We start from the raw sequence: 24,967 nt of genomic DNA, 5'->3' as shown, positions 1-24,967 counted from the left end.
ACAGCCGGAACGAAACAAAGTTGCGCACCCGAATCGAGAGGCCGATATGACCGAAACCAAGACAGATCGTCCCTGGCTCATCCGTACCTATGCGGGCCACTCCACCGCCAAGGCCTCGAACGCGCTCTATCGCGGCAACCTCGCCAAGGGGCAGACCGGCCTCTCCGTGGCCTTCGACCTGCCGACCCAGACCGGATACGACAGCGATCACGTGCTGGCGCGCGGTGAAGTGGGCAAGGTCGGCGTGCCGATCTGTCACCTGGGCGACATGCGCACACTCTTCGATCAGATCCCGTTGGAAGAGATGAACACCTCGATGACGATCAACGCCACCGCCCCCTGGCTGCTGGCACTTTATATCGCGGTGGCCGAGGAACAGGGCGCAGACACGGCGAAACTGCAAGGCACGGTGCAGAACGACCTGATCAAGGAATACCTGTCGCGCGGCACCTATATCTGCCCGCCGAAACCCAGCCTCAAGATGATCGCGGATGTGGCCGAATACTGCTACACCAACATCCCCAAGTGGAACCCGATGAACGTCTGTTCCTATCACCTGCAAGAGGCCGGCGCGACGCCCGAGCAGGAGCTGGCCTTTGCGCTTGCCACGGCAACGGCGGTGCTCGACGAGCTGAAGCCGCGCATTCCGGAAGAGGATTTCCCCACCGTCGTCGGCCGCATCTCCTTCTTCGTCAACGCCGGCATCCGCTTTGTCACCGAGATGTGCAAGATGCGCGCCTTTGTCGACCTCTGGGACGAGATCTGCGCCACCCGTTATGGCATCACCGATCCCAAGATGCGCCGCTTTCGCTATGGCGTGCAGGTCAACAGCCTCGGCCTGACCGAGCAACAGCCGGAAAACAACGTCTACCGCATCCTGATCGAGATGCTGGCGGTGACGCTTTCGAAAAAGGCCCGCGCCCGGGCGGTGCAATTGCCCGCCTGGAACGAGGCGCTGGGCCTGCCCCGCCCCTGGGATCAGCAATGGTCGATGCGAATGCAGCAGATCCTGGCCTACGAGACCGACCTGCTGGAATTCGACGATCTGTTTGACGGCAACCCGGCGGTCGATGCCAAGGTCGAGAAACTGAAGGACGGCGCCCGCCACGAGCTGGCCAATCTCGACAGCATGGGCGGCGCGGTCAGCTCGATCGAATACATGAAGTCGCGGCTGGTCGATGCCAATGCCGAACGTCTCGGCCGGATCGAAAGCAACGAGACCACGGTGGTCGGCGTCAACAAATGGACCCAGACCGAACCCTCGCCCCTGATGACCGCCGATGGCGGGATCATGGTTGTCGATCCGGCGGTGGAACAGGAGCAGATCGACCGCCTTGCCGACTGGCGCAACACCCGCGATGCCGCGGCGGTCGCGGCCGCGCTGGCCGATCTACGCGCCACCGCGCGGGACGGCGGCAACATTGTTCCGCCATCGATAGCAGCGGCCAAAGCCGGGGTCACCACTGGCGAATGGGCAGCCGAGATGCGGCGGGCCTATGGCGAATATCGCGGCCCCACCGGCGTCTCGCCGTCACAATCCAACCGCACCGAAAACCTCGACGATCTGCGCAGCGCGGTGGATGCGGTCAGCGACCGGCTGGGCCGCCGGCTCAAGTTCCTGGTGGGCAAGCCGGGGCTCGACGGGCATTCCAATGGCGCCGAACAGATCGCCTATCGCGCCCGCGATTGCGGCATGGACATCTCTTACGAAGGCATCCGCCTGACGCCGGAGGAAATCGTCGCCGCCGCCGAAACCGACAGGGCGCATGTGGTCGGCCTCTCGATCCTTTCTGGCAGTCACATCCCGCTCGTCGAGGACCTGATGGACAGGATGCGCGCCGCCGGCCTCGGGAATGTGCCGGTGATCGTCGGCGGCATCATCCCCGACGAGGACGCCCGCAGGCTGCTGACCATGGGCGTGGCGCGGGTCTATACGCCGAAGGATTTCGAGCTCAACACCATCATGGCCGATATCGTCACCCTGGCCGATCCACAGTCGGTGGCGGCGGAATAGCCGCCGACGTCAGGCGGTTTTGCGCAGGCAGAGGCCAGGCGACAGCGGCTGGCCAATGCGGCTTTGCCAATAGCTCACGGTTTCGGGGCGACCCAGAAGATAACCCTGAGCATCATAGATCCCGATTTCCTGAAGGGCGCGCAGTTCCTGCTCGGTCTCGACCCCTTCGGCAATCACCGAAAAGCCCATGTCGAGCGACAGCGCATGAAGGGCCCGCAGAATGCCGCGATCGCCCTGCCCCGTACCAAGGCCGTGCACGAACCGGCGGTCGATCTTGACGATATCGACCTCGTATTCCTGAAGCCGCTCCAGATTGGAAAAGCCGGTGCCGAAGTCGTCAAGCGCAATGCGGATGCCATGGGCGCGCAGCTGTTGCAGCATGTCGCGCGCACGCTCGGAATTGCGGATCGCGGCACTTTCGACCAGCTCGAGCACCACCTGCGACGGGTTGAGCCCGCGGGTCAGACTTCGAGCAAAGTGCATGTTGTCCTCGACTGAACGTTCGAGAAAGCGCGACGAGATATTGAAGGCGCAATAAAGCCGGTCATTGGCCGGGCAGAAGCTCTGGGCCACGTCGACCGAGACGCTGTCAGGCGGCGACAGCTCGCGGTGCTGGCTGCGAGTCATCATGTCGATGAACTTGGCCGGCAAGAGCACGTCGCCGTCGCTGCGCACCCAGCGGATCAGCGCCTCGACCCCCACCGCGCGACCGGCCCGCGTGTCATAGATCGGCTGAACGTAATAAGTGATCTCCTCGCGCCGGATGGCCTCGGCCAGATCCTCGGCGCGCGGCCCGGTGCGGCGGGCGATCATCGTTTTCAGGGTTTCGCCTTCGGTCGCCCGCACGCAATTTCCGCCGGCCTGCTTGGCGGCATATAGCGCCTCGTCGGCATAGTAGAGCGCGCCCATCATGTCCTGCCCGGGATCGACCTGCGCCACCCCGGCGCTGGCGGTGCGGCGCACGTTGACGCCGCTGACATCGACCGATGTCTCCCGCACCACCTGCACGAAGGTGCCGGCCCGCTGCACCGCTTGGGGCAACGCGATGCCTTGCAGGTAGATGCAGAATTCATCGCCGCCATGGCGAAACAGGGTCTCGGTCTCGCGGCATTCGTCGCGCAGTGCCTGGGCGATCCGGCGCAGAAATCCGTCGCCGGCGCGGTGGCCGAAGCCGTCGTTGACGCTCTTGAATTCGTCGAGATCGACAAAGATCATCGCATTGGTGCCATCCTGCCGGGAGCGGGCAAAGAGCTCTCGCAGATAGCGGCGCGAGCGGGCGTCGGTCAGATCGTCGAATTCCACCATGTTGAGAAGCCGGGCGTTTTCCGCCACCAGCGCGTTGTTGCGTTCGCGCAGCGCCGCCGTCTCATCTGCCGCCCGCTTCGATTGCCGGAGCGCAAGATAGAAAGCCGCGAGGGCCAGTCCCCCGGCGCCAAGGCCGAACACCAATGCTACGGTCGACATGACGTCATGCCTTCCCTTTTGCCCCCGAATTCAACTTTAAGGATAAGTCGCCCGTCTTCAATCGCTAATGCACATAATCCGCGCCACTTGTGATCCGAAAGCCCCGATGTCACTCTTTGTGCATCATAATTGCGCAGCGGAGTGTGCCATGACCATTCACATCGGGGCCAACCCCGGCGATATCGCAGAAACCGTGCTCATGCCGGGCGACCCCTACCGGGCGCGTTGGGCGGCAGAGACCTTTCTCGAGGATGCGGTCTGCATCAACGAGGTGCGCGGTATGCTGGGTTATACCGGCACCTGGAAAGGCCAGCGGGTCACCATCCAGGGCTCGGGCATGGGCATGGCCTCGCTGTCGATCTATGCCAACGAGCTGATCCGCGACTTCGGCGCCAAAACTTTGATCCGCATCGGTTCCTGCGGCGCGATGCAGGAGGCGGTGAAGGTCCGCGACATCATCATCGCCATGACCTCGACCACGCTCTCGACGCCGTCGCGCGGCATCCTGCGCGAGCTGAACTTTGCGCCATGCGCCGACTACGGCCTGCTGCGCGCCGCCGCCGATGCGGCCGAGGCGCGCGGCACGCCGACCCATGTGGGCGGCATCTATTCCTCGGATGTCTTTTATGACGAGCGCCCCGACCTGAACGAGCAGATGACCCGTCACGGCATTCTCGGGGTCGAGATGGAGGCGGCCGAGCTCTACATCCTCGCGCTGCGTCACAAGGTGCGGGCGCTGGCGGTGCTGACGGTCTCGGACCACCTGCTGACCGGCGAGGCGCTGCCGTCGGAACAGCGCGAAAAGAGCTTTGGCGACATGGTCGAGATCGCGCTGGAAGCGGCCTTCAAGGGCTGAGCGGCCCGCGCGGCCCCGACGCGGCGACCTTGGCGCCGCGTCAGGGCCTTATTCGCGGATTTCGTCCGGGGCCACGCCCCAGAGCGCGCGCTTCTCGGCCCAGCCCTTGTAGCCGCCGGAACTCACCTGGCACCATTCCAGATCGCAATCACCCAGCCGCGCGATCACACCGCGCTCCAGCCGCGCCTTGACCGGCGTGCGCCCGTCGGGGCGCACATGCAGCGCCAGCAGATCAGCATCGACAATCACCGTCCGCGACCCCGAGAGCAGCGCGTAATGCACCCAGCCGCCGGCGCCTTCGCGGTCGCGCACCCGGCGCCAGTGGCCATATTCGGCCGTCACCTCGAGCGGCATGTCGCGCCGCTTGAACACCCAGTCGATGCGGTGGCTCAACGACGGGCCGCGCCGCACGTTGCCCTCGTTCGCCTTGAGCGAGACGAACCGAGGCAAAGGCAGGTTCGTCACCGGTCCGCGCGTCTCCTGCGCGGCGGCCATCCCCATCCAGAAACTCAGTATCACCGCGCCGATAGCGCCCGTTCGCGTGGCCCGCGACACCATGTCAGTCACCTTGCACTGCCTGCCAATCGTTTATTCGCCACGGGGTTCTTGTGCCTCCGCGTGCTCTGCGGCAGTGTGCCCCCAAGACGACCCCGATGGGAAGAAGGAGCCGGGAGCACATGCCATCAAAACGCCTGAGTGTTGTCGTTACGCGACGCTTGCCCGAGGTGGTAGAAACCCGGTTGACCGAACTCTTCGACGTGCGCCTGCGCGAAGCCGACACGCCGATGAGCCGGCAGGAGCTGGCCGCCGCCATGCAAGAGGCCGATGTCATAGTTCCAACCCTGTCCGACACCATTGACGCCGGGCTGATCTCAGGCGCCGGCGAGCGGCTCAAGCTGATCGCCAACTACGGCGCCGGGGTCGATCACATCGACGTCGCCACCGCACGCAGCCGGGGCGTTCTGGTCTCCAATACCCCGGGCGTCTCGGCCGAGGACACCGCCGATATGGCGATGTCGCTGATCCTCGCCGTCACCCGTCGCATTCCCGAGGGCCTCGCGCTGATGCAGACCGGCGACTGGGGCGGCTGGTCGCCTTCGGCGATGCTCGGCGGACGGGTCGGCGGCCGCCGGCTCGGCATCCTCGGCATGGGCCATATCGGCCAGGCGGTGGCGCGCCGCGCCATGGCCTTTGGCATGCAGGTGCATTACCACAACCGCCGCCGGCTGCGCCCCGAAGTGGAAGAGCGCTTCGACGCCACCTATTGGGAAAGCCTCGACCAGATGGTGGCGCGAATGGATGTGATCTCGGTCAATTGTCCGCACACCCCCTCGACCTTTCACCTGATGAACGCCCGGCGGCTCAAGCTGATGAAACCCAGTGCAGTCATCGTCAACACCTCGCGCGGCGAGGTGATCGACGAAAACGCCATGACCCGGATGCTCAAGGCGGGCGAGATCGCCGGCGCCGGGCTCGACGTCTATGAACATGGCGCCACCATCAACCCCGACCTGCGCAACATGCCCAACGTGGCGCTGCTGCCGCATATGGGTTCGGCCACGCTCGAGGGCCGGCTCGAGATGGGCGAAAAGGTGCTGCTGAACATCAAGACCTTTGCCGATGGCCATCGCCCGCCCGATCAGGTGGTGCCCGCGATGCTCTGAGCGGACCCCGGCCCCGTCCCGGCAGTTCGCCTCTCTGACAATTTCCGTGTGCCGGCGCCGCGTCCTTTGGGAGCGGCGGCGCATCTGCTATGCTGCGGCCATTGAATCAAGGGAGTTTTAACGATGACTTGTCTCATCCGCGGCCTTTGTGCCGTCTTTCTTCTTGCGAGCCTCGCCCACTTTTCCCCGGCCGAGGCGCAGGTGACCTTCAGCACCCCCGGCCTTTTCGACAAGCTGGGTGCCGGCGCCAAACCCGCCGAAGGCGAGGCGCCGACCCCGCCGATTTCGATCACCCCGCAGCCGCCCGGAGGCGACGGCACGCCGGATGTGCCCGACACGCGTGTCACGCCGCCGCCCCCGCCCCCCGCCGATGACGACCGCAAGGCCACACCGCCGCCGCCACCGCCCGCCGACCCGGTGCTGGCGATCTATATTGCCGCCGGCGGCGCCACCACGGGGCCGTTCGCTGCCGCAGAGCTCAAGCGGAAAGTCTCCAGCGGCGAGCTGACCGGTGAGACCTATGTCTGGATGGAGGGCATGACCGAATGGAAACGCGCCAAGGAGGTGGCACAGTTGCAAGACATCCTCGCCGCCGCCCCACCGCCGGCGCCGGTCACCCCCAGCTTTGACGGCGTGGCCTTTCTCACCGGCACCTGGCGTTCCGATCCGGAACAGATGCAAATGTCGGGCGTCGAAAGCGCGCGGATCACCGGCACCACGGAATACCGCCGCGACAAGACCTATGAAGGCTATGGCCAGGTCGAGATGACCGCGCGCGGCTATACCCAGCAGCTGAACTTCACTTTCGACGGCACCTACGAGATCCAGAACGCCTCCGAGACTGACTTCGTGCTGGTCCTCAAGGGGTCGGCGACCTATTTCCTCGACACCGGCCCCTTTGTCGAAACGGTGAGCGGCGCCTTTCCCCTGCGCATCGTCGACCGCAACACGCTGGTGAACGATCAGGGCACACGGGTGCACCGCATTCGCTAGCTGCCTGCCAATGGGCAACAATCGGCCATCCGGCAAGCCCGGGTGGCTCGACAGTGCCGGTGAGTGCGCTAAAACGTGGGCCAGACCCGGCCACACGCAGGATACCCATGCCCGCCCTCACCCGACGCTTCTTTCTCATGGCGCTGCCCGCCGCCGGGCTGTCTGCCTGTGCGGCCCCCGGCACCTATGGCCCGACACTGGCCACCCCCGAAGACGAACAGGCGCTGACCCGGGCGTTGCAGATGCTGGGCCCGGAGGTCGATCCGGAAGAGGCAACTCGCGCCGCAACGGTGGCCTATTCCGAGACCTGGCGGCTGGCGAAACTCTACGAGATCGAGGATCCGCCGCTGGTCCACAATTCCAAGGTCAACCTCGGGCTGAAGCCGCGGGGCCTGTGTTATCATTGGGCCGACGATCTGGAAAAGCGCCTGAAGCAGGAACGCTTCGGTTCGCTGGAACTGCACCGCGCGGTGGCCAACTGGGACAATCTTCTGCTCGAGCATTCCACCGTCATCCTGTCGCAGCGCGGCCAGTCGCTATATGACGGCATCGTGCTCGACCCCTGGCGCCTGGGCGGCACCCTGTTCTGGGTCCAGACCCTGAAGGACAGCCGCTACACCTGGACCCCGCGTGAAGAGGTATTTCGCGTCCGCCGCGAGCGCCGCGCCGCCCGCGGCTGATGACCGCCCGGGCGATAATGGGTTTACACCGGCGACCGCGACAAGGTTGAGTGGCCGGGCAGAAAACCCACGAGGCCAAGCATGTCCGACCCCACCGCCAAACTCGCGGCCCGCGCGTGGCTGCCCGAGCGCAGCGCCACGCTGATCGACAAGATCGCCGGCCGCACCGCCACCGGCGACAGCGCCGAGATCGCCAGCCGCATTACCACGCTGGCGGCGATGAACCGGCGCATCCACGAGCGCGAGTGTTTCAACCTCAACCCTGCCACCAACGTGATGAATCCCGCGGCCGAGGCGCTGTTGTCGAGCGGCATCGGCACCCGGCCCTCGCTCGGCTATCCCGGCGACAAATACGAGATGGGGCTCGAGGCGATCGAAGAGATCGAGGTGATTGCTGCCGAACTGGCCTGCGAGGTCTTTGACGCGACCCATGCCGAAATTCGCGTGCCCTCGGGCGCAATGGCCAATCTCTTTGCCTTCATGGCGTTGTGCAAGCCCGGCGACGCGGTGATCGTGCCACCGGCCGAGATCGGCGGCCATGTCACCCATCACGATAGCGGGGCCGCCGGGCTCTACGGGCTGACGATCTACGAGGCGCCGGTCGATGCCGACGGCTACACCGTCGATCTCGCGGCGCTGGCCGATCTGGCCGAGGCGGTGGAGCCGCGGCTGATCACCATCGGCGGCAGCCTCAACCTGCTGCCGCATCCGGTGCGCGAGATCCGCGCGATCGCCGATCAGACCGGCGCCCGCCTGCTGTTCGACGCCGCGCATCAATGCGGCATCATCGCCGGCGGCGCCTGGCCCAATCCGCTCGATGACGGCGCGCATCTGATCACCATGAGCACCTACAAATCGCTCGGCGGCCCGCCCGGCGGGCTGATTGTCACCCGCGACGCCGAGATCGCCCAGCGGCTGGAGCAGATCGCCTTTCCCGGTCTCACCGCCAATTTCGACGCCGCCAAATCCGCCGCTCTCGCGGTATCGCTGCTCGACTGGCGCGATCATGGCCAGGCCTATGCGGCGCAGATGGTCACCCTGGCCCGCGCCCTGGCCCGCGACATGGCTTCGGAAGGGTTGCCGGTGTTCCGCACGTCGGATGGCGCCACCCGGTCGCATCAGTTCGCCCTGCGTGCCGAAAACTTCGGCGGCGGTCAGGCGGCCTCGAAGTCCCTGCGCAAGGCCGGTTTCCTCGCCTGCGGCATCGGCCTGCCCGGCGATCCGGTCGAAGGCGACATGAACGGCTTGCGCATCGGCACGCCGGAGCTGGTGCGCTGGGGCATGACCGACGCGCACGCGCCGGAACTGGCCCGGCTTGTCGCCAGGGCGCTTACCGCCGATGCGCCGGAAACCCTGGCCGCCGATGTCGCCGCCTGGCGCGCCAGCTTCGACCGGCTGCACTTCATCCACCAGGCAGAGGCCCCGCCCCCGTCCTGAAGCGCCCGCCGCGCCGGCCTCTCGCCCCTGGACACCTCAGCCCAGCCCGTGTGTCCGGTCATAGCCGTTGGCCGGCGCCGGCTCCCACCCGGCCAGCGCCTCAGGTGCCGGCGCAAAAACTTCCACCAGCAGCGGATGGCAGGCCGCCGCATCCGAGGTGTGCTCGGCCGAGCAATCGCCACCCGGACAAGCGCTCAGCGCGCCCAGCAGGTCGATCTCGGCAAAAAGTTCGAAGTGATCGCCGGGGCGCACCGGGCTGGCCTTCATGAAATACTGCCCGGTGTCGCGGGTGAAGCCGGTGCACATGAAGACATTGAGCACGTCATGCACATGCAATTCGGCATGTTCCAGCGGCAGCCCGCGGGCCTCGGCCAGCGCCCGCGTCAGGTTGGAATGGCAGCAATGATGATATTGCACCCCCGACAGAAGGTGGCCGGTATAGGGATCGCAGCGGGTGCCGATCACGTCATGCACCGCGCCGCCGAACTCGTCGATCCCGTACCAGTCCAGCGTATCCGCCACCACCGTCGCCATCGCCCGCAGATGCGGCAGCGACGACCAGAGCCTGTCGCCGGTACTCACATGGGTGCCATGCAACGCCCTTGTCTTGCCCGAAAAGAACCGCTCACCCAGATCCTGCGCATTCCACAGGTTCAGATCACCCACCTGCGGCCCCTCGACCGAGGTGATGCGCACGAACTGCCCGGCCTTCACCTCGAAACACCGTGCCTCGCGCGGCGGCACCCGCACCTCGGAGAGCTTTTCCGCACCCGCACGCGCCGCCTGTTTCAGCGCCAGTTGCGGGTCGGGCAGCGTCTCCGGCGGGTAGCAGATCACCGGCGGGACGGCGCGGCGCTCTTCGGCATCGGCGGGCATCTGGGACATCGAGAACTCCTGTCGTTTGCCGCGATCTGACAGGGCGGGCGCAGCCTTGGCAAGCCCGCAAACGGCAAACGGGGGCAACGCCGGCCGCGTCGCCCCCGTTTACTCATCAAGTCAGCAGCTCGGTTCTTGCCTCGGGCGCTCCCGGATCAGATCGCCACCACGTCCAGCGGCGGGAAGCCGTTGAAGCCGACGCTGGCATAGGTCGAGGTATAGGCCCCGCAGGCGCGGATCATCACCTTGTCGCCGGCGCGCAGCCCGAGCGGCAGCTGCACCGGCTGTTTTTCATAGAGCACGTCGGCGCTGTCGCAGGACGGGCCGGCAAGAATGCAGGCACCGGTTGTCTCGTGGTCGCGCGCGGTGGCGAATTGATAACGGATCGCCTCGCCTTCGGTCTCGGCCAGACCGGAAAAACGACCAATGTCGAGATAGACCCAGCGGTGCAGGTCATCGTCGGATTTCTTCGACACCAGCAGCACCTCGGCGGCGATCATACCGGCCTCGGCCACCAGGCCCCGGCCCGGCTCCGCCATGATCTCGGGCACGTCGCCGAACCGCTCCTGCACCAGACGCATGACCTCGGCGGCATAAAGCGCCGGCGCGTCGATCTCGCGACCGTAGAACGCCGGGAAGCCGCCGCCGATGTTCAGCAGGGTCAACTCGTGGCCCTCGGCTTTCGCGGCATGCCAGACGGCGGCCACCTGATCGAGAATCGGCGCCCACATCGCGGCGCGACGGGTCTGGCTGCCGACGTGAAACGACAGGCCGACCGGGTTCAGCCCGTAGTCCTTGGCCATCGCGATCAGCGCCAGTGCCTTGTCGCGGCCCGAACCGAACTTGCGGGTCAGCGGCCATTCGGCCTCGGTCGCATCGACGATGATGCGCAGGTAGACGCGGGCGCCGGGCGCATTGGCGGCGATCTTTTCGATCTCTTCCTCGGCATCGACGGCAAAGAGGTCGATCCCCTGCTCATGCGCCCAGGCGATATCCGACGCGCGTTTGATGGTGTTGCCGAAAGACAGCTGCTCGGGCGCGGCACCGGCATCGAGGCACATCTGAAGCTCGACCCGGCTGGCGGCATCGAAGTTCGAGCCCAGCGAGTGCAGCTTGCGCAGAATCTCGGGCGCCGGGTTGGCCTTGACGGCATAATGGATGCGCGCGCGGCCCAGGCCCTGCGCCAGCGCGGCGAATTGGCGGGCCACGGCCTCGGTGTCGATCACCAGCGTCGGGCGGGCAAAATCCTGCGCGCGGATATAAGCCTCGACGCGCGAAACGGCGGGCTGATCGGTGTTTGCAGTGGTGACAAAAGAGCTGTCGCGAGCGGTGAGCCCGGTTACATATGCGTTCATGGTCATCTCCAATCAGACCCGGCCATTCCGGTTTCCCGGCGCAGACCGCTCAGTTCCAAGGGAGACGTTACCGTCGCTACGTAACCGCGTGGGTGTTGCATTGCCCACCTCGACAGAGGCGCGTGCGTTGGCGTCTTGAAGCCGCATATGGAGCGGAAGCGGGATTCGATCAAGAGGAAATTTGCCCGCTCCGGGGATTTTTCCGCGCCCCGGCCTTTTGGCCGATAAGGGCGCGAAACTGCCGGTCGTCAGGCGGCCGGCGCGGCGGACGAGACCCGCGCATCAGAAGCCGGCAGCGTCTCTGGCGTGGAACAGGCCCAAGCCTGATCCAGCGCGGCCGGCGCGGGTTCTGCATCGATTTTATGGCGAGTTTTCATGGCAGTACCTCTGGTCGGGAGGTTCCCTCCCCACGTCTGAGACTAGGCCGGGACCGCCCGGCGCAGCCCCCGCGTCCGCAAGCTCGCCATGCGCCGGGAGCAGACCTAGCCGCCGCGCTCGTGCCGCCGACGCCATTCGCGGGCATAGATCGATTCTTCGCTGTGTTTGCGGCGATGCGCCACCGCCCGGGCGGCCTGTTCGTCGACGCTCTCGGCACGCACTTGCGCGGCACCCGTCATCGCCTTTCGTTCGTAGGGCACGACCTGAACCATCGGCGTTCCGGCGGGCAGATGCGCTTCGGCACTCTGCGCCTGCCAGACAAAGGGCACATTCACCGGCACCTCCAGCGCGTCACAATCCACCGCTCCGGAAAAGGCCCGGAAGGGCAGCTCGAAATGGTTCTGCGGATGCAGGAAGGCGGCTGACCAGCCCGCCGGCAGGATCACACGCCAGGGATTGAGGAACTTCAGCGGCTGGACGGCCTGAAACGGCGGCCGGCCGGCGCCGATCTGACCCGGGTGGTGCGGTTCGATCGGAGCGAAGGGCAGACCCTCGGCCCAGCGGAACTGCAACTGGCCGGTGTCCGGGTCGACGCCGGCGGAAATGTCGAAGGGCAGCGGGATGATCCAGCCCAGCGCCATGATGTCTGCCACCGGCAGGCAAGCCCGCACCGTCAGCCCCGGCAGCCCATGGGCATCGCGCAGACCCATCTCGCGCGGCAGGTCGCGAAACCACTGCGGCAGGAATTTCGCCGCCGGCTGCGGATGCGGAATATGGTCGAGCAGCTCGGGCGGGCACAGGAATTGCATTGCCTCAACCTAGCGGTGGCCCTTGATCGCGCAAGCAGAAATCCGGCGGCCTGCCCGGCGCGCCCCCGGTCTGCGCGCCGCAATAGGCGCAGTGCCACTGGCTCTCCTCCGCCCCGCGCCGCTCCCGCCAGCGACACTGCCGCGTCGCGGGCCGCGCAAAGATCAGCAGCAGGATAAAAGCGATCAGAAGGCCGAGTAGGATGATCATGGGACCGCAGGTGGCTTGGCGTGCCGGATGACATCTAGCTCGCGCGGGGCGGCTGTCGACCGGCCTTCCGGGTTGCTCGGCGCGGGGGAGGTCCCGGATCAGGTCCGGGACGGGGAGAGCTTGGGGCGCGGGGCCCGTCCGCTGTCGCGGTCCAAGGGCCTGACCCGGACCCGATCCGGGGGCCTGCCCCGGACGTGATCCGGGGTCTCCAAGCCCATTGCGCCTCGGGGATCAGACCGCGCGTTCGACCATCATCTTCTTGATGTGGGCAATCGCCTCCGCCGGGTTCAGCCCCTTGGGGCAGGTCTTGGTGCAGTTCATGATGGTGTGGCAGCGATAGAGCTTGAACGGATCTTCCAGATCGTCCAGCCGCTCGCCTGTGGCCTCGTCGCGGCTGTCGACGATCCAGCGATAGGCATGCAGCAGCGCCGCCGGCCCGAGGTATTTGTCGCCGTTCCACCAATAAGACGGGCAGGCTGTCGAGCAGGACGCGCACATCACGCATTCATAAAGCCCGTCGAGCTTCTTGCGGTCCTCGATCGATTGCTTCCATTCCTTGGCCGGGCGATTGGTCTTGGTCTCCAGCCAGGGCATGATCGAGGCGTGCTGGGCATAGAAATGCGTCAGATCGGGAATCAGATCCTTGACCACCGGCATATGCGGCAGCGGATAGATCTTCACGTCGCCGCTGATCTCGTCGAGGCCGTAGATACAGGCCAGCGTGTTGATCCCGTCGATGTTCATCGCGCAGGAGCCGCAGATGCCTTCGCGGCACGACCGACGGAAGGTCAGCGTCGGGTCGATCTCGTTCTTGATCTTGATCAGCGCGTCGAGCACCATCGGCCCGCATTTGTCCATGTCGAGGAAATAGGTGTCGACCGTGGGATTGCCGCCCTCTTCCGGGCTCCAGCGATAGATCTGGAACTTGCGAACATTGGTCGCGCCCTCGGGCTTGGGCCAGGTCTTGCCGGTCTTGATGCGGGAATTCTTGGGGAGGGTCAGTTGTACCATGTCGTTGCTCCTATTGCAGCAAGGCGCTGACGCCATTGGTCAGCAGGCATTGGAGGGTCTCGGGTTTGCGCGCAATCCCGGTGATGATTTCCCAGGTCGAGGCGGTGGGCCCGGTGACGCTGTCCGCCGCAAGCACCAGAATCTGCTGCGACGTGGCATTGTCGATGATGCAATCGGTATAGGGCGCGACCGGCACGCCGGGCAGCCGCTCGGCGGCGGCACGCGCCACCACGGATTTCGCCGCGCCACGGGCCAACTGGTCCTGCGACGCCGGCGTACAGGCGGCCAGCACCAGCGCCAGCGCGGCGAGGGAGATGGCCCTCGTGCCCGTCACTCCGGTCACGTCAGTGCCCCGGGCAGATCAGCGTACCGCGCTGCATCACGCCCAGCCCCATGACACAGCCGAAAGTCTCGGACGGCGCCGCGCGCACGGGCTCGACATAGACACGGGCCTCCTTGCCCGGCGCGACGTAATGATCGTCGGCGGCCACATAGGATTTGGCATCCACCTCGCCGATCCAGCCCTTTTCGCCATAAGACTGGGACAACGCGGCGACCGGAGCGACGCAGAACGCCGCGAGAGTCAGTACCTGGGTCAGCTTCATCAGAACGTCCTTTCCTTGGGCGCGATCCGTTTCAGCGCGATACCGCCCTCGTCTTCTGTGGTCAGCGGGTCCTTGACCACCGGGCGGAAGCTGAGATCGACCTTGGTGCCATCGACCGTGGCGATGGTGTGTACCCGCCAGTTCTCGTCGTCACGCTTGGGGTGATCCTCATGGGCATGGGCGCCACGGCTTTCCTTGCGCGCCTCGGCGCCGACGATGGTGGCCAGCGCATTGGGCATCAGGTTGGTCAGCTCCAGCGTCTCCATCAGATCGGAGTTCCAGATCAGCGAGCTGTCGGTGACATGCAGATCGTCAAGCTTGGCGGCGATCTTGGTCATCTTCTCGACACCCTGCGACAGGGTCTCGGCGGTGCGGAAAACGGCGGCGTCCTCCTGCATGGTCTTCTGCATTTCGAGCCGAAGCTCGGCCGTCGGCGTGCCGCCCTTGGCGTTGCGAAGCCCGTCGAACCGGTCGAAGGCCTTGTCGATCTCGGCCTTGGGCGCAGTCGGCACCGCGCTCTCGGCGTCGACCACCTTGCCGGCACGGATCGCGGCGGCGCGGCCAAAGACCACCAGGTCGATCAGCGAGTTCGAGCCGAGGCGGTTGGCGCCATGCACCGAGGCGCAACCGGCCTCGCCCACGGCCATCAGGCCGGGAACCACGCGGTTGGGGTCATCCGCGGTGGGGTTGAGCACCTCGCCCCAGTAGTTGGTCGGAATGCCGCCCATGTTGTAATGCACCGTCGGCAGTACCGGAATCGGTTCTTTCGTGACATCGACACCGGCAAAGATCTTGGCGCTCTCGGAAATCCCCGGCAGGCGTTCGGCCAGCGCCTCGGGCGGCAGATGCGACAAGTTGAGGTGGATGTGATCCCCGTCCTCACCGACGCCGCGGCCTTCGCGGATTTCCATGGTCATCGAGCGGCTCACGTAGTCGCGCGGCGCCAGGTCCTTGTATTGCGGTGCATAGCGCTCCATGAAGCGCTCGCCTTCGGAGTTGGTGAGGTATCCGCCCTCGCCCCGCGCGCCTTCGGTGATCAGGCAGCCGGAGCCGTAGATGCCGGTGGGGTGGAACTGGACGAACTCCATGTCCTGAAGCGGCAGGCCGGCGCGGGCCACCATGCCGCCGCCGTCGCCGGTGCAGGTGTGGGCCGAAGTGGCGGAGAAATAGGCGCGGCCATAGCCGCCGGTGGCCAGCACCACGGTCTTGGCGTTGAAGACGTGCATGGTGCCGTCGTCGAGCTTCCAGCAGAGCACGCCCTGACAGGCGCCGTCTTCGCTCATCAACAGGTCGATGGCGAAATATTCGACGTAGAACTCGGCCTTCTGCTTCAGCGACTGGCCGTAGAGCGTGTGCAGGATGGCATGGCCGGTGCGGTCGGCGGCGGCGCAGGTGCGCTGCACGGCCGGGCCTTCGCCGAACTCGGTGGTGTGGCCGCCGAAGGGACGCTGGTAGATCTTGCCTTCCTCGGTGCGCGAAAACGGGACGCCGTAGTGCTCGAGTTCATAGACCGCCTTGGGCGCCTCGCGCGCGAGGTATTCCATCGCGTCGGTGTCGCCGAGCCAGTCGGAGCCCTTGACCGTGTCATACATGTGCCACTGCCAATGGTCGGGGCCCATGTTGGAAAGCGAAGCGGCGATACCGCCCTGTGCCGCCACGGTATGCGAGCGCGTCGGAAAGACCTTGGTCACACAGGCGGTGCGCAGGCCCTGTTCGGCCATGCCCAGCGTCGCGCGCAGGCCAGCACCGCCGGCGCCCACCACAACGACGTCATAATCATGCGTCTCGTATTCGTAAGCTGCTGTCATTGTTGTTTTCCTTCTCGCGCGGCGGATCAGAGGGCGAGTTTCAAAAGAGCGAAAAGGCCGGCCACCATCAGCGTGTAGACCAGCGCCGCCGTGGCCACGAGGGTCAGCTTGCGGGCGATGCCGTGGACGTAATCCTCGACTGCTTCGTCAATTTCCATCTTGATGTGGGTCAGGCCCACGATCAGCCCCATGGCGATCACGATCAGCGGGAACGGGCGCGAAAGGAAGGCCATGACCTCTTCCTGGCTGCGGCCGAGCGCGCTGCCAAAGACAAAGACGAACAGCGGCACCAGCACGACAAGGCTGATCGAGGTCACCATCATTTTCCAGTGGTGATGCGTGCCTTTGCGGCCCGAGCCAAGCCCTTCGGCGCGTTTGCGATCTGTCAGGTAATTCATCCTAGGCCTCCTTAAAGCACGATGGCCGTGAACAGGGCCAGACCGGTGGCGGCGATGAACATGCCCCAGCCCATCTTTTCCGAGGTCTCGAGCGAGAGCCCGTAGCCGAAATCCCAGATCACATGCCGCAGCCGGCCCAGCATGTGATACCAGATCGCCCAGGAGGCGAGCAGCAGGATCAGGTCGCCGAACCAGCTGCGCAGCAGGCCGTCGATCAGGCCGAAGGCACTTTCCGAAGTCGCCGCCGCCAGCAGCCACCAGACCACGAGGAGGGCGCTGCCGAGCGAAGCAATGCCGGTGAGACGGACCATGATTGACGAGATCGAGGTGATCTGCGGCCGGTAATACGGTCCAATCATGAAAGGAGAGAGCGGGCGATTGCCCCGGTTCACATCAGCCATGGCGGTTCCTTTCGGTTCTCTTGACTATAGGTGATAGTGATTTTTTCCGGCGTGTCACCGGGCGCGCCCCCGATAAGACGTGGTTTTTTGGCCCAATTGGCGGATTTTTCGGGATTTGTGATCACAGCCTCGGAGGCAGTGATCACAAAATTGCCGCTATGCAGAAAACCCGGTGATTCGGTGCAGATCCAGGCGGCATATACCTGCCAAAATTCATCAGGTATATGTTAGCGATCACGTCTCGGGCGGGTCTCGGGGAGGTCTCGGGAGGGGTGTGATCACGCGGTTTGGAGGGCGGGACAATGGGGCAGACCCGCCCTACCTTTGGGTCAGACGGGCATCAGCGCCCAGTAGTCGAGATCGAGCAATACATGGCTCAGGTACTTGCCGTCCGCGCCCTTGAGGGTGAAGGGATCGCCGCCGGAAGTGGCCACCAGCCGCAGCCGGATCGCGCCGACGCCGGGCGCGCCGGTCTCGGCCTTGTCGAGCACCTCTGACCAGGCCTTGACCGTCAACCCGGAATAACAGGGGTTGGCATGTGCGCCGCCGTTCAGCCCGACGATCATCTGGGCATTGGCCAGCCCGTTGAAGCTGAGCGCGCGCGCTAGCGAGATCACATGCCCACCGTAGATCAGCCGCTGCCCGTCGGGACGGAAAGTGGCATCAAAATGCACTTTGGCGGTGTTCTGCCAGAGCCGGGTGGCCAGCATGTGTTCGGCCTCTTCGACGGTGACGCCATCGACGTGATCGATGGTCTCGCCCACCACATAGTCACCCCAGCGGTGCGGCTCGCCTGCCAGATCGAAATCATAGCCGGAAAAGTCGAGCCCGTCGGGGATCACGAGATCCGCCGCCGGGATCACCTTTTGCAGTTCGGGGATCACCGTCTCCGGTGCCGGCGCCGCGAGATCGCGTTTGCGCACCATGACCCAGCGGACATAATCCAACACGACTTCGTCGCGCTGGTTGAGCCCCCGGGTGCGGACATAGACCACGCCGGATTTGCCGTTGGAGTTCTGCTTGAGCCCGATCACCTCGCTTTCCGCGCGCAGGGTGTCGCCGGGATAGACCGGAAGATGCCAGCGCCCCTCGGCATAGCCGAGGTTGGCGACGGCATTGAGCGAGATATCCGGCACCGTCTTGCCAAACACCAGATGGAACGCCGCCAGATCATCGACCGGTGCGGAAGGCAGGCCCGCGCCGCGGGCGAATTCATCCGAGGAATATAGCGCGTGACGCGCCGGGTACAGGGCATGATAAAGCGCCCTTTCGCCGCCAGAGACGGTGCGCGGCACGGCGTGGCGGATCACCTCGCCCAGCCGGTAATCCTCGAAGAAGCGGCCCGGGTTGGTCTTGGCGGTCGTCGTCGCGGCCATTACTGCGCCCCCAGCTTCATGTCCGGCGAATACTGGCCCTCGACCTCCTTGGTCACCGCCTGGCCACAGCGCATGACGCCATTGGCATGGTCAAAGGCATAGGTCGGGTCGCCGTAGAGCGCCCAGCCCTTGTCGAGCGCGGCCGAGACCTTGTGACAGAATTCCGACGTGTCGTCGGCGGATAGAAAACGATAGAGTTTCATTTAGTTACCCCGGAAATGGAGACGGGCCGATCAGCCCGTGGATATAGCCGATCACACCCAGAAGCACGATCGAGGCCAGAAAGAACATGGCATCCTTGCCATAGGAGCCCGGCGCCGGCGCCACCCAGCGCGGCTCGGCCCGGTTGATCACCAGAATCTCGGCCGTGGCCCAGACCAGCAGCCCGCCAAACAGCACGATCGAGGCGACATCGCCATTGACCAGCAGATGCGCCAGCGCCCAGAGGCCGAAGCCCATCAGCATCGGATGGCGCATGCCCGAGAGCAGGCGGCCTTTCTTGGGGGCGGGCGACATCATGAAGAGCGCGATCAGCACCATCAGGTTGTTGAGATGCCGCGCCCATTCCGGCGGATACCAGACATCGACGAACGGCGCCGCGCGATAGCCCAGCACCATCAGCACCACCGAGACAACCAGCGCCAGCGCCACCGCCCCCTTGCCCTTGTCGCCCATCGCGGCGCGGCGGGCCGGGAGCAGACGTTTGAAGAAATGTGCCAGCGCCCAGAGCGCGAGACCGAGGACAAGAAGAAACATGAGGCTACTCCGATGAGAGGGCTGCAATTGCCTCTGCTTTTGCCAGTATCTCGCGTGCCGTGGCAACATGCAGGTTCTCGACGATGCGGCCATCGACGACGGCCACCCCCTGCCCCTTCGCCTCGGCCTCCTCGAAGGCGGCGATCTGGCGCCCGGCAAGATCGATGTCCTCGCCCGAGGGCGCAAAGACCTCGTTGGCGATGGCCACCTGCGCCGGGTGGATCAGCGTCTTTCCGTCCATGCCCATGTCACGGCCCTGCTGGCATTCGCTGCGCAGGCCATCGTCATCCTTGAAGGCATTGTAGACCCCATCGACAATCACCACACCATGCGCCTTGGCCGCCAGCAGGCAGAGCCCGAGCGACGCCATCAGCGGCAAGCGATCGGCGCGGAAGCGGCATTGCAAATCCTTGGCAAGGTCATTGGTGCCCATGACAAAGCCCGCGAGTTTCGGATGGGCGGCGATCTCTTCGGCGCGCAACATGCCTTGCGGCGTCTCCATCATCGCCCAAATCGGCAGGTCGCCGGTGATCTCGGCCAGAGCATCGAGATCATCGGCGGAATTCACCTTGGGCAGCAGCACCGCGTCGGGCCGCATCTCGACCACCGCCCGGGCGTCTTGGTGGCCCCATTCGGTGTCGAGCCCGTTGATCCGCACGATCCTCATCCGCGGGCCATAGCCGCCTTCGGACAGAGCCGCGGCCAGCGTCGCCCTGGCATTGGCCTTTTCCTCGACCGAGACCGCGTCCTCGAGATCGAAGATGATCGCATCCACCGCCATGCCCCGCGCCTTGTCCAGCGCCCGGGTCTTGGAGCCGGGAATATAGAGAACGGAACGGTAAGGGCGCGCGCGCATATCCATCGAGAGGATCCTCCTTGCAAGATTGTTGCGCGAATTAGGGTCATTGATTTCCGAAAAGTTCAAGGGGTGAAGTGCCGCAGTGCAGCAGAAACCCCGATAACAGGCAACGTGCGCCAGGTTTACCGCGGAATTAACCCATTTGCCGCAGGCTGATCCCATCCACCGGCCGGCGTCAGACGCCCGCCTCAACCAGAGGGAACGAGATGAAACACGTCTTTGAACTGAGCCTCGGCCTTGGCGCCTGCCTGCTGGCGCTGGCCGCCGATCGGGCCAGCGCCCAGACCACCCCCAATTGTGCCCCGCGTGACGCGGTGATCGCGCGGCTGGCGGAAAAATACGGCGAAAGCCGGCAATCCATTGGCCTCGGCGGCAACAATGCGGTGATGGAGCTTTTTGCCTCGCGCGACACCGGCAGCTGGACGATCACCGTCACCACCGCCAACGGCATCACCTGTCTGATGGCCGCCGGCCAGGCCTTTGAAACCCTGGCCGAGCCGCTGCCCGCCAAGGGCAGTGACACCTGACGCCCCTGTGAACACCGCTATGCCAGGGCATCCCAGATCAGTTTCACCCCGGTGCAGCTCAGCAGCACATAGGTGACCGCGAAAAACGCCCGCTCGGGGATCATGTGATGCGCCTTCACCCCCAGCCAGGCCCCGATCAGCGCGGCGGGCGCAAGCAGGAGATCGGCAATCAGCGTCTGGATGGTGAAAATGCCGAGGAAGCTGTAAGGCACGAATTTGAACAGGTTGATCACCCAAAACACGATCACCGTGGTCGCCTGATACCGGGTCTTGTCGAGCTTGCGGCCCAGCAGAAACACCGCCGCCGGCGGGCCGCCCGCATGGCTGACGAAGCTGGTGAACCCGGCGGTCATCCCCGACAGATAGCCGCCGCGCAACGGCAGCGGCCGCCCGCCCAGCGTGACCCAGCCGCGCGCCAGGCTGATCTGCCAGATCACGAACGCCAGCGAAATCACCCCGATCAGCAACCGGATGGCATCGTCATCGGCGATCCGGTAGAGCCAGGCCCCCAGCGCCACGCCGGGCAGCGCGCCCAGCATCAACGCCCGCGCCTCGGGCCAGGACCAGCGCCGCCAATAGGGCCGCAGGCTGGCCAGATCGATCAGCATCAGAAGCGGCAGCATGATCCCGAGGGCAAGGCCCGGCGGCAGAACAAGCGCCAGAATCGAGGCACTTGCAAAGGACGCGCCCGAGCCGAAACCGGCCTTGGACACCCCGGCAAACACCACCGCAGGCAGCGCCACGGCGAAAAATCCGGGGGAGAATTCCAGCATCTGCGCCTCGTCTAACTGCCCTTGTTTCCCGGTCTTTATCGCTATCACCCCGGCACTTCCAGCCGTTGCGCCGTTTGGCGCCGCAGCGCAGCGCACTTGCGCCGCGCCGAATTCCGGCTTACGCAAACGGCCAAATTCAACACCGACCGGAGAAATTCCCATGGCCAGACCCAAGATTGCCCTGATCGGCGCAGGACAGATCGGCGGCACGCTCGCCCACCTCGTCGCGCTCAAGGAACTGGGCGACGTTGTCCTGTTCGACATTGCCGAAGGCACCCCCGAGGGCAAAGCGCTCGACATTGCGGAATCCGGTCCCTCCGAGGGCTTCGACGCCCGGCTCAAAGGCACCCAGGATTACGCCGACATCGCCGGCGCCGATGTCTGCATCGTCACCGCCGGCGTGCCGCGCAAGCCCGGCATGAGCCGCGACGACCTGCTTGGCATCAACCTCAAGGTGATGAAATCGGTCGGCGAAGGCATCCGCGACAACGCTCCCGACGCCTTTGTCATCTGCATCACCAACCCGCTCGACGCCATGGTCTGGGCGCTGCAACAATTCTCCGGCCTGCCCGCCGAGAAGGTCTGCGGCATGGCCGGCGTGCTTGATTCGGCGCGTTTCCGTCACTTCCTCGCCTCGGAATTCGACGTCTCGATGAAAGATGTCACCGCTTTCGTTCTGGGCGGCCACGGCGACACCATGGTGCCTTCGGTGCGCTATTCCACCGTCGCCGGCATCCCGCTCCCCGATCTGGTAGACATGGGCTGGACCACGCAAGAGAAACTGGACGCCATCGTCCAGCGTACCCGTGACGGCGGCGCCGAGATCGTCGGCCTGCTGAAAACCGGCTCGGCCTTCTATGCCCCGGCCACCAGCGCCATCGAAATGGCCGAAGCCTATCTGAAAGACCAGAAGCGCGTCCTGCCCTGCGCGGCCTATTGCGACGGCGAATTCGGCCTGAACGGCATGTATGTGGGCGTGCCCACCGTGATCGGCGCCGGCGGCGTCGAGCGCATCGTCAACATCAAGCTCAACAAGCAGGAGCAAGAGATGTTCGACGCTTCGGTCAAGGCCGTGAAAGGCCTGGTCGAAGCCTGCAAGGGCATCGACAGCACCCTGGCCTGAGCCGTCCGGCCCTGGGCCCGGACAGCCGAAATGATCAAGGGCGTCCCTGCGGGGGCGCCCGTTTTCGTTTCGGCGTTTCCGGGATGGCGCGCGTCCAAGGCGGTTGCAGGATTTGCATCGCCGCCGGGGTGCCGCGGCGCCCTGCATGGCAGGTGATTCGCGGCAGTCGGCAGAGAGGCCCGGTCGGCCGCAGAGTTTGTGATCACACGCTGAAATCGTGTGATCACAAATGTCGGGTTTTCGGCGCTAACACCGTTGACGCGACAGTTTTACGTTTAGGAACCTGTTTTTAATATGCAATGGCACAATGCAATTGCAGCAAGACGGGACAGTTGATCCATGAACATTCATGAGTATCAGGCGAAGGCACTGCTTCGCTCCTACGGCGCGCCGGTATCCGATGGCCGCGTCGTTCTGAAGGCGGACGAGGCCAAGACCAAGGCTGGCGAGATGGACGGGCCGCTCTGGGTCGTCAAGGCCCAGATTCACGCCGGTGGCCGCGGCAAGGGCTCCTTCAAGGAAGAGAGCGCCGGCGAAAAGGGCGGCGTGCGGCTGGCCAAGTCGGTCGAAGAAGCCGCCGAAGAGGCCAAGAAGATGCTGGGCAAGACCCTGGTCACCCACCAGACCGGCCCGGCCGGCAAGCAGGTCAACCGCATCTACATCGAAGACGGTTCCGACATCGACCGCGAACTCTATCTCGCGCTGCTGGTCGATCGCCAGACCAGCCGCGTGTCCTTTGTCTGCTCGACCGAGGGCGGCATGGACATCGAAGAGGTGGCCGCCAGCACGCCGGAGAAGATCCTGTCGTTCAGCGTCGATCCCGCCACCGGCTATCAGCCCTATCACGGCCGCCGCGTCGCCTTTTCGCTGGGCCTCGAGGGCGCGGCCGTCAAGCAATGCGTCAAGTTGATGGGCATTCTCTACAAGGCCTTCATCGAGAAGGACATGGAGATGCTGGAAATCAACCCGCTGATCGTCATGCCCGGCAACGAGCTCAAGGTGCTCGACGCCAAGGTCGGCTTTGACGGCAACGCCATGTACCGCCAGCCCGACATCTCCGAGCTGCGCGACGAGACCGAGGAAGATGCCAAGGAGCTTCAGGCCTCGAAATACGACCTCAACTACATCGCGCTCGACGGCGAGATCGGCTGCATGGTCAACGGCGCGGGCCTGGCCATGGCGACGATGGACATCATCAAGCTCTACGGCGCCGAGCCGGCCAACTTCCTCGACGTGGGCGGTGGCGCCACCAAGGAAAAGGTGACCGAGGCGTTCAAGATCATCACCAGCGATCCGAACGTGAAGGGCATCCTGGTCAACATCTTCGGCGGCATCATGCGTTGCGACGTCATTGCCGAGGGCGTGATCGCCGCGGTCAAGGAAGTGGGCCTGAAGGTGCCGCTGGTGGTGCGTCTCGAAGGCACCAACGTCGAGAAGGGCAAGGAGATCATCAACAACTCGGATGTTGACGTGATTGCCGCCGACGACCTCAAGGATGGCGCCCAGAAGATCGTGAAAGCGGTCAAAGGGTAATCGTAGGGTGGGTTTGTAACCCACCCTCGCGGATCACGGTGGGTCGCAGACCCACCCTACGGAAACGACAAGGAGACTCCTTTCAATGGCAGTCCTCGTAGATGAAAACACCAAGGTGATCTGTCAGGGCCTCACCGGCTCGCAGGGCACCTTTCACACCGAACAGGCCATCGCATACGGCACCAAGATGGTCGGCGGCGTCACCCCTGGCAAAGGCGGTCAGACCCACCTTGACCTGCCGGTCTTCAACTCGGTGCATGAAGCCCGGGCCAAGACCGAGGCCAATGCCTCTGTCATCTATGTGCCGCCGCCCTTCGCCGCCGACTCGATCCTCGAGGCGATCGACGCCGAGATGGAGCTGATTGTCTGCATCACCGAAGGCATCCCGGTGCTCGACATGATGAAGGTGCAGCGCGCGCTCGAAGGCAGCAAGAGCCGGCTGATCGGCCCGAACTGCCCCGGCGTCATCACGCCCGACGCCTGCAAGATCGGCATCATGCCCGGCCATATCCACAAGCGCGGCTCGGTCGGCGTGGTCTCGCGCTCGGGCACGCTGACCTATGAGGCGGTCAAGCAGACCACCGACATGGGCCTGGGCCAATCCTCGGCCGTGGGCATCGGCGGCGACCCGATCAAGGGCACCGAACACATCGACGTGCTGGAGATGTTCCTCGCCGATGACGAGACCACCTCGATCATCATGATCGGCGAGATCGGCGGCTCGGCCGAAGAGGAAGCGGCGGAATTCCTCGCCTCCGAAAAGAAGAAGGGCCGTTGGAAACCGACCGCGGGCTTCATCGCCGGACGCACCGCGCCTCCGGGCCGTCGCATGGGCCACGCCGGCGCCATCGTCGCCGGTGGCAAGGGCGGCGCCGACGACAAGATCGAAGCGATGCGCAGCGCCGGCATCGTGGTGGCCGACAGCCCGGCGACGCTGGGCGAGGCCGTCAAGGAGGCCATCGACAAGGGCTGACCCCTGTCAGAGGCTGAAAACAATCCTATGGTAAGGCGGGGTCACCCCCGCCCTACCGACTAAAGACAACCGGTTCACGTCCGCCAAAGG

General features: G+C 65.1%; 26 protein-coding genes. 10 read left to right on the top strand and 16 right to left on the bottom strand.

The features are described from left to right. The first annotated feature begins 46 nt into the window (after nucleotides 1–46). Nucleotides 47–2,014 (top strand): protein meaA, encoded by a 1,968-nt coding sequence (locus BMW90_RS09730; protein WP_074836360.1) that lies wholly within the window; start codon nucleotides 47–49, stop codon nucleotides 2,012–2,014. 9 nt (nucleotides 2,015–2,023) lie between these two features. Here the strand turns inward: BMW90_RS09730 and BMW90_RS09725 are convergent, their stop codons facing one another. Beyond that, on the bottom strand, nucleotides 2,024–3,478 hold the full coding sequence (locus BMW90_RS09725; protein ID WP_074836358.1) for a putative bifunctional diguanylate cyclase/phosphodiesterase: 1,455 nt from the start codon (nucleotides 3,476–3,478) through the stop codon (nucleotides 2,024–2,026). A 148-nt stretch (nucleotides 3,479–3,626) separates the two neighbouring features. On the opposite strand from BMW90_RS09725, the gene deoD reads away from it, so the two are divergent. Next, nucleotides 3,627–4,334, top strand: coding sequence for a purine-nucleoside phosphorylase (gene deoD, locus BMW90_RS09720; RefSeq protein WP_074836356.1), 708 nt, complete (start codon nucleotides 3,627–3,629; stop codon nucleotides 4,332–4,334). A 48-nt stretch (nucleotides 4,335–4,382) separates the two neighbouring features. On the opposite strand, the gene BMW90_RS09715 is transcribed toward deoD, so the two are convergent. After that, nucleotides 4,383–4,835: an SH3 domain-containing protein gene (locus tag BMW90_RS09715; protein WP_244526479.1), complete on the bottom strand. Its 453-nt coding sequence runs from the start codon at nucleotides 4,833–4,835 to the stop codon at nucleotides 4,383–4,385. Nucleotides 4,836–5,011: 176 nt separating this feature from the next. Between BMW90_RS09715 and BMW90_RS09710 the strand changes: the two genes are divergently transcribed. The 4 genes from BMW90_RS09710 (at nucleotide 5,012) to BMW90_RS09695 (ending at nucleotide 9,108) form a co-directional block, all read left to right on the top strand. After that, nucleotides 5,012–5,998, top strand: a complete 987-nt coding sequence (locus BMW90_RS09710) for a 2-hydroxyacid dehydrogenase (RefSeq protein WP_048532665.1) — start codon at nucleotides 5,012–5,014, stop codon at nucleotides 5,996–5,998. Nucleotides 5,999–6,121: 123 nt separating this feature from the next. Continuing rightward, nucleotides 6,122–6,991 carry a DUF4339 domain-containing protein gene (locus tag BMW90_RS09705; RefSeq protein ID WP_074836354.1) on the top strand — a complete coding sequence of 290 codons (870 nt, stop codon included), beginning with the start codon at nucleotides 6,122–6,124 and terminating at the stop codon, nucleotides 6,989–6,991. A gap of 107 nt (nucleotides 6,992–7,098) precedes the next feature. Next, complete coding sequence (locus BMW90_RS09700) at nucleotides 7,099–7,671, top strand: hypothetical protein (RefSeq protein WP_074836352.1); 573 nt, start codon at nucleotides 7,099–7,101, stop codon at nucleotides 7,669–7,671. A gap of 81 nt (nucleotides 7,672–7,752) precedes the next feature. Continuing rightward, nucleotides 7,753–9,108 carry a serine hydroxymethyltransferase gene (locus BMW90_RS09695; protein WP_074836351.1) on the top strand — a complete coding sequence of 452 codons (1,356 nt, stop codon included), beginning with the start codon at nucleotides 7,753–7,755 and terminating at the stop codon, nucleotides 9,106–9,108. Between the two features lie 36 nt (nucleotides 9,109–9,144). On the opposite strand, the gene BMW90_RS09690 is transcribed toward BMW90_RS09695, so the two are convergent. The 13 genes from BMW90_RS09690 to BMW90_RS09625 form a co-directional block, all read right to left on the bottom strand. Next, nucleotides 9,145–9,993, bottom strand: coding sequence for an urea carboxylase-associated family protein (locus BMW90_RS09690; protein WP_074836349.1), 849 nt, complete (start codon nucleotides 9,991–9,993; stop codon nucleotides 9,145–9,147). Between the two features lie 146 nt (nucleotides 9,994–10,139). Continuing rightward, on the bottom strand, nucleotides 10,140–11,339 hold the full coding sequence (locus BMW90_RS09685; RefSeq protein ID WP_074836453.1) for a type III PLP-dependent enzyme: 1,200 nt from the start codon (nucleotides 11,337–11,339) through the stop codon (nucleotides 10,140–10,142). A gap of 482 nt (nucleotides 11,340–11,821) precedes the next feature. Next, nucleotides 11,822–12,526 carry a hypothetical protein gene (locus tag BMW90_RS09680; RefSeq protein ID WP_048532675.1) on the bottom strand — a complete coding sequence of 235 codons (705 nt, stop codon included), beginning with the start codon at nucleotides 12,524–12,526 and terminating at the stop codon, nucleotides 11,822–11,824. A 439-nt stretch (nucleotides 12,527–12,965) separates the two neighbouring features. Further along, nucleotides 12,966–13,745, bottom strand: coding sequence for a succinate dehydrogenase iron-sulfur subunit (locus BMW90_RS09670; RefSeq protein ID WP_074836345.1), 780 nt, complete (start codon nucleotides 13,743–13,745; stop codon nucleotides 12,966–12,968). Nucleotides 13,746–13,755: 10 nt separating this feature from the next. Next, on the bottom strand, nucleotides 13,756–14,088 hold the full coding sequence (locus BMW90_RS09665) for a hypothetical protein (RefSeq protein WP_048532679.1): 333 nt from the start codon (nucleotides 14,086–14,088) through the stop codon (nucleotides 13,756–13,758). A 1-nt stretch (nucleotide 14,089) separates the two neighbouring features. Continuing rightward, nucleotides 14,090–14,350: a hypothetical protein gene (locus BMW90_RS09660; protein ID WP_074836343.1), complete on the bottom strand. Its 261-nt coding sequence runs from the start codon at nucleotides 14,348–14,350 to the stop codon at nucleotides 14,090–14,092. Beyond that, nucleotides 14,350–16,158, bottom strand: coding sequence for a succinate dehydrogenase flavoprotein subunit (gene sdhA, locus BMW90_RS09655; RefSeq protein ID WP_048532683.1), 1,809 nt, complete (start codon nucleotides 16,156–16,158; stop codon nucleotides 14,350–14,352). Before sdhA ends, BMW90_RS09660 begins: the two co-directional genes overlap by 1 nt. Before the next feature lie 26 nt (nucleotides 16,159–16,184). Continuing rightward, entirely contained in the window at nucleotides 16,185–16,556 is a 372-nt protein-coding gene (gene sdhD, locus BMW90_RS09650) for a succinate dehydrogenase, hydrophobic membrane anchor protein (protein WP_074836341.1), read from the bottom strand. 11 nt (nucleotides 16,557–16,567) lie between these two features. Then, a complete protein-coding gene (sdhC, locus tag BMW90_RS09645; RefSeq protein ID WP_074836339.1) occupies nucleotides 16,568–16,957 on the bottom strand; it encodes a succinate dehydrogenase, cytochrome b556 subunit in 390 nt (129 codons plus the stop codon). Between the two features lie 329 nt (nucleotides 16,958–17,286). Further along, nucleotides 17,287–18,333, bottom strand: a complete 1,047-nt coding sequence (locus BMW90_RS09640) for a MaoC family dehydratase (protein WP_074836337.1) — start codon at nucleotides 18,331–18,333, stop codon at nucleotides 17,287–17,289. Beyond that, nucleotides 18,333–18,536 (bottom strand): DUF1737 domain-containing protein, encoded by a 204-nt coding sequence (locus BMW90_RS09635; protein WP_074836335.1) that lies wholly within the window; start codon nucleotides 18,534–18,536, stop codon nucleotides 18,333–18,335. Before BMW90_RS09635 ends, BMW90_RS09640 begins: the two co-directional genes overlap by 1 nt. 4 nt (nucleotides 18,537–18,540) lie before the next feature. Beyond that, entirely contained in the window at nucleotides 18,541–19,089 is a 549-nt protein-coding gene (locus tag BMW90_RS09630) for an NnrU family protein (RefSeq protein ID WP_074836333.1), read from the bottom strand. A 4-nt stretch (nucleotides 19,090–19,093) separates the two neighbouring features. Continuing rightward, nucleotides 19,094–19,951 (bottom strand): HpcH/HpaI aldolase/citrate lyase family protein, encoded by an 858-nt coding sequence (locus BMW90_RS09625; protein WP_074836332.1) that lies wholly within the window; start codon nucleotides 19,949–19,951, stop codon nucleotides 19,094–19,096. A 203-nt stretch (nucleotides 19,952–20,154) separates the two neighbouring features. Between BMW90_RS09625 and BMW90_RS09620 the strand changes: the two genes are divergently transcribed. Beyond that, the gene (locus BMW90_RS09620; RefSeq protein WP_074836330.1) at nucleotides 20,155–20,475 is read left to right on the top strand and encodes a hypothetical protein; all 321 of its coding nucleotides are present in this window, start codon (nucleotides 20,155–20,157) and stop codon (nucleotides 20,473–20,475) included. 17 nt (nucleotides 20,476–20,492) lie between these two features. On the opposite strand, the gene BMW90_RS09615 is transcribed toward BMW90_RS09620, so the two are convergent. Then, nucleotides 20,493–21,248, bottom strand: a complete 756-nt coding sequence (locus BMW90_RS09615) for a sulfite exporter TauE/SafE family protein (protein WP_048532698.1) — start codon at nucleotides 21,246–21,248, stop codon at nucleotides 20,493–20,495. A gap of 160 nt (nucleotides 21,249–21,408) precedes the next feature. Here BMW90_RS09615 and mdh point away from each other — a divergent pair, with 160 nt between their 5' ends. The 3 genes from mdh to sucD all read left to right on the top strand — a co-directional run bounded on the left by mdh (nucleotide 21,409) and on the right by sucD (nucleotide 24,877). Then, nucleotides 21,409–22,371 (top strand): malate dehydrogenase, encoded by a 963-nt coding sequence (mdh, locus tag BMW90_RS09610; RefSeq protein ID WP_048532699.1) that lies wholly within the window; start codon nucleotides 21,409–21,411, stop codon nucleotides 22,369–22,371. A 339-nt stretch (nucleotides 22,372–22,710) separates the two neighbouring features. Further along, nucleotides 22,711–23,904: an ADP-forming succinate--CoA ligase subunit beta gene (sucC, locus tag BMW90_RS09605; protein ID WP_048532700.1), complete on the top strand. Its 1,194-nt coding sequence runs from the start codon at nucleotides 22,711–22,713 to the stop codon at nucleotides 23,902–23,904. Nucleotides 23,905–23,989: 85 nt separating this feature from the next. Then, on the top strand, nucleotides 23,990–24,877 hold the full coding sequence (gene sucD, locus BMW90_RS09600) for a succinate--CoA ligase subunit alpha (protein WP_074836327.1): 888 nt from the start codon (nucleotides 23,990–23,992) through the stop codon (nucleotides 24,875–24,877). Nucleotides 24,878–24,967: the final 90 nt, after the last annotated feature.

The sequence above is a fragment of the Marinovum algicola genome (assembly GCF_900109145.1).
Taxonomy (GTDB): Bacteria; Pseudomonadota; Alphaproteobacteria; order Rhodobacterales; family Rhodobacteraceae; genus Marinovum; species Marinovum algicola.
Note: the sequence above shows the minus strand (reverse complement) of the source record. Positions and strands in the feature narration are given on the sequence as shown.

What these genes read in the sequence shown, in the direction of transcription:
- BMW90_RS09625 (WP_074836332.1), bottom strand. Translation starts at nt 19,951, where the DNA reads ATGGATATGCGCGCGCGCCCTTACCGTTCCGTTCTCTATATTCCCGGC.
- BMW90_RS09695 (WP_074836351.1), top strand. Translation starts at nt 7,753, where the DNA reads ATGTCCGACCCCACCGCCAAACTCGCGGCCCGCGCGTGGCTGCCCGAG.
- mdh (WP_048532699.1), top strand. Translation starts at nt 21,409, where the DNA reads ATGGCCAGACCCAAGATTGCCCTGATCGGCGCAGGACAGATCGGCGGC.
- BMW90_RS09620 (WP_074836330.1), top strand. Translation starts at nt 20,155, where the DNA reads ATGAAACACGTCTTTGAACTGAGCCTCGGCCTTGGCGCCTGCCTGCTG.
- BMW90_RS09640 (WP_074836337.1), bottom strand. Translation starts at nt 18,333, where the DNA reads ATGGCCGCGACGACGACCGCCAAGACCAACCCGGGCCGCTTCTTCGAG.
- BMW90_RS09615 (WP_048532698.1), bottom strand. Translation starts at nt 21,248, where the DNA reads ATGCTGGAATTCTCCCCCGGATTTTTCGCCGTGGCGCTGCCTGCGGTG.
- BMW90_RS09635 (WP_074836335.1), bottom strand. Translation starts at nt 18,536, where the DNA reads ATGAAACTCTATCGTTTTCTATCCGCCGACGACACGTCGGAATTCTGT.
- BMW90_RS09715 (WP_244526479.1), bottom strand. Translation starts at nt 4,835, where the DNA reads ATGGGGATGGCCGCCGCGCAGGAGACGCGCGGACCGGTGACGAACCTG.
- sucC (WP_048532700.1), top strand. Translation starts at nt 22,711, where the DNA reads ATGAACATTCATGAGTATCAGGCGAAGGCACTGCTTCGCTCCTACGGC.
- BMW90_RS09690 (WP_074836349.1), bottom strand. Translation starts at nt 9,993, where the DNA reads ATGTCCCAGATGCCCGCCGATGCCGAAGAGCGCCGCGCCGTCCCGCCG.
- BMW90_RS09685 (WP_074836453.1), bottom strand. Translation starts at nt 11,339, where the DNA reads ATGAACGCATATGTAACCGGGCTCACCGCTCGCGACAGCTCTTTTGTC.
- sdhD (WP_074836341.1), bottom strand. Translation starts at nt 16,556, where the DNA reads ATGAATTACCTGACAGATCGCAAACGCGCCGAAGGGCTTGGCTCGGGC.
- sucD (WP_074836327.1), top strand. Translation starts at nt 23,990, where the DNA reads ATGGCAGTCCTCGTAGATGAAAACACCAAGGTGATCTGTCAGGGCCTC.
- BMW90_RS09725 (WP_074836358.1), bottom strand. Translation starts at nt 3,478, where the DNA reads ATGTCGACCGTAGCATTGGTGTTCGGCCTTGGCGCCGGGGGACTGGCC.
- BMW90_RS09710 (WP_048532665.1), top strand. Translation starts at nt 5,012, where the DNA reads ATGCCATCAAAACGCCTGAGTGTTGTCGTTACGCGACGCTTGCCCGAG.
- BMW90_RS09630 (WP_074836333.1), bottom strand. Translation starts at nt 19,089, where the DNA reads ATGTTTCTTCTTGTCCTCGGTCTCGCGCTCTGGGCGCTGGCACATTTC.
- BMW90_RS09680 (WP_048532675.1), bottom strand. Translation starts at nt 12,526, where the DNA reads ATGCAATTCCTGTGCCCGCCCGAGCTGCTCGACCATATTCCGCATCCG.
- sdhC (WP_074836339.1), bottom strand. Translation starts at nt 16,957, where the DNA reads ATGGCTGATGTGAACCGGGGCAATCGCCCGCTCTCTCCTTTCATGATT.
- deoD (WP_074836356.1), top strand. Translation starts at nt 3,627, where the DNA reads ATGACCATTCACATCGGGGCCAACCCCGGCGATATCGCAGAAACCGTG.
- BMW90_RS09705 (WP_074836354.1), top strand. Translation starts at nt 6,122, where the DNA reads ATGACTTGTCTCATCCGCGGCCTTTGTGCCGTCTTTCTTCTTGCGAGC.
- sdhA (WP_048532683.1), bottom strand. Translation starts at nt 16,158, where the DNA reads ATGACAGCAGCTTACGAATACGAGACGCATGATTATGACGTCGTTGTG.
- BMW90_RS09700 (WP_074836352.1), top strand. Translation starts at nt 7,099, where the DNA reads ATGCCCGCCCTCACCCGACGCTTCTTTCTCATGGCGCTGCCCGCCGCC.
- BMW90_RS09670 (WP_074836345.1), bottom strand. Translation starts at nt 13,745, where the DNA reads ATGGTACAACTGACCCTCCCCAAGAATTCCCGCATCAAGACCGGCAAG.
- BMW90_RS09730 (WP_074836360.1), top strand. Translation starts at nt 47, where the DNA reads ATGACCGAAACCAAGACAGATCGTCCCTGGCTCATCCGTACCTATGCG.
- BMW90_RS09660 (WP_074836343.1), bottom strand. Translation starts at nt 14,350, where the DNA reads ATGAAGCTGACCCAGGTACTGACTCTCGCGGCGTTCTGCGTCGCTCCG.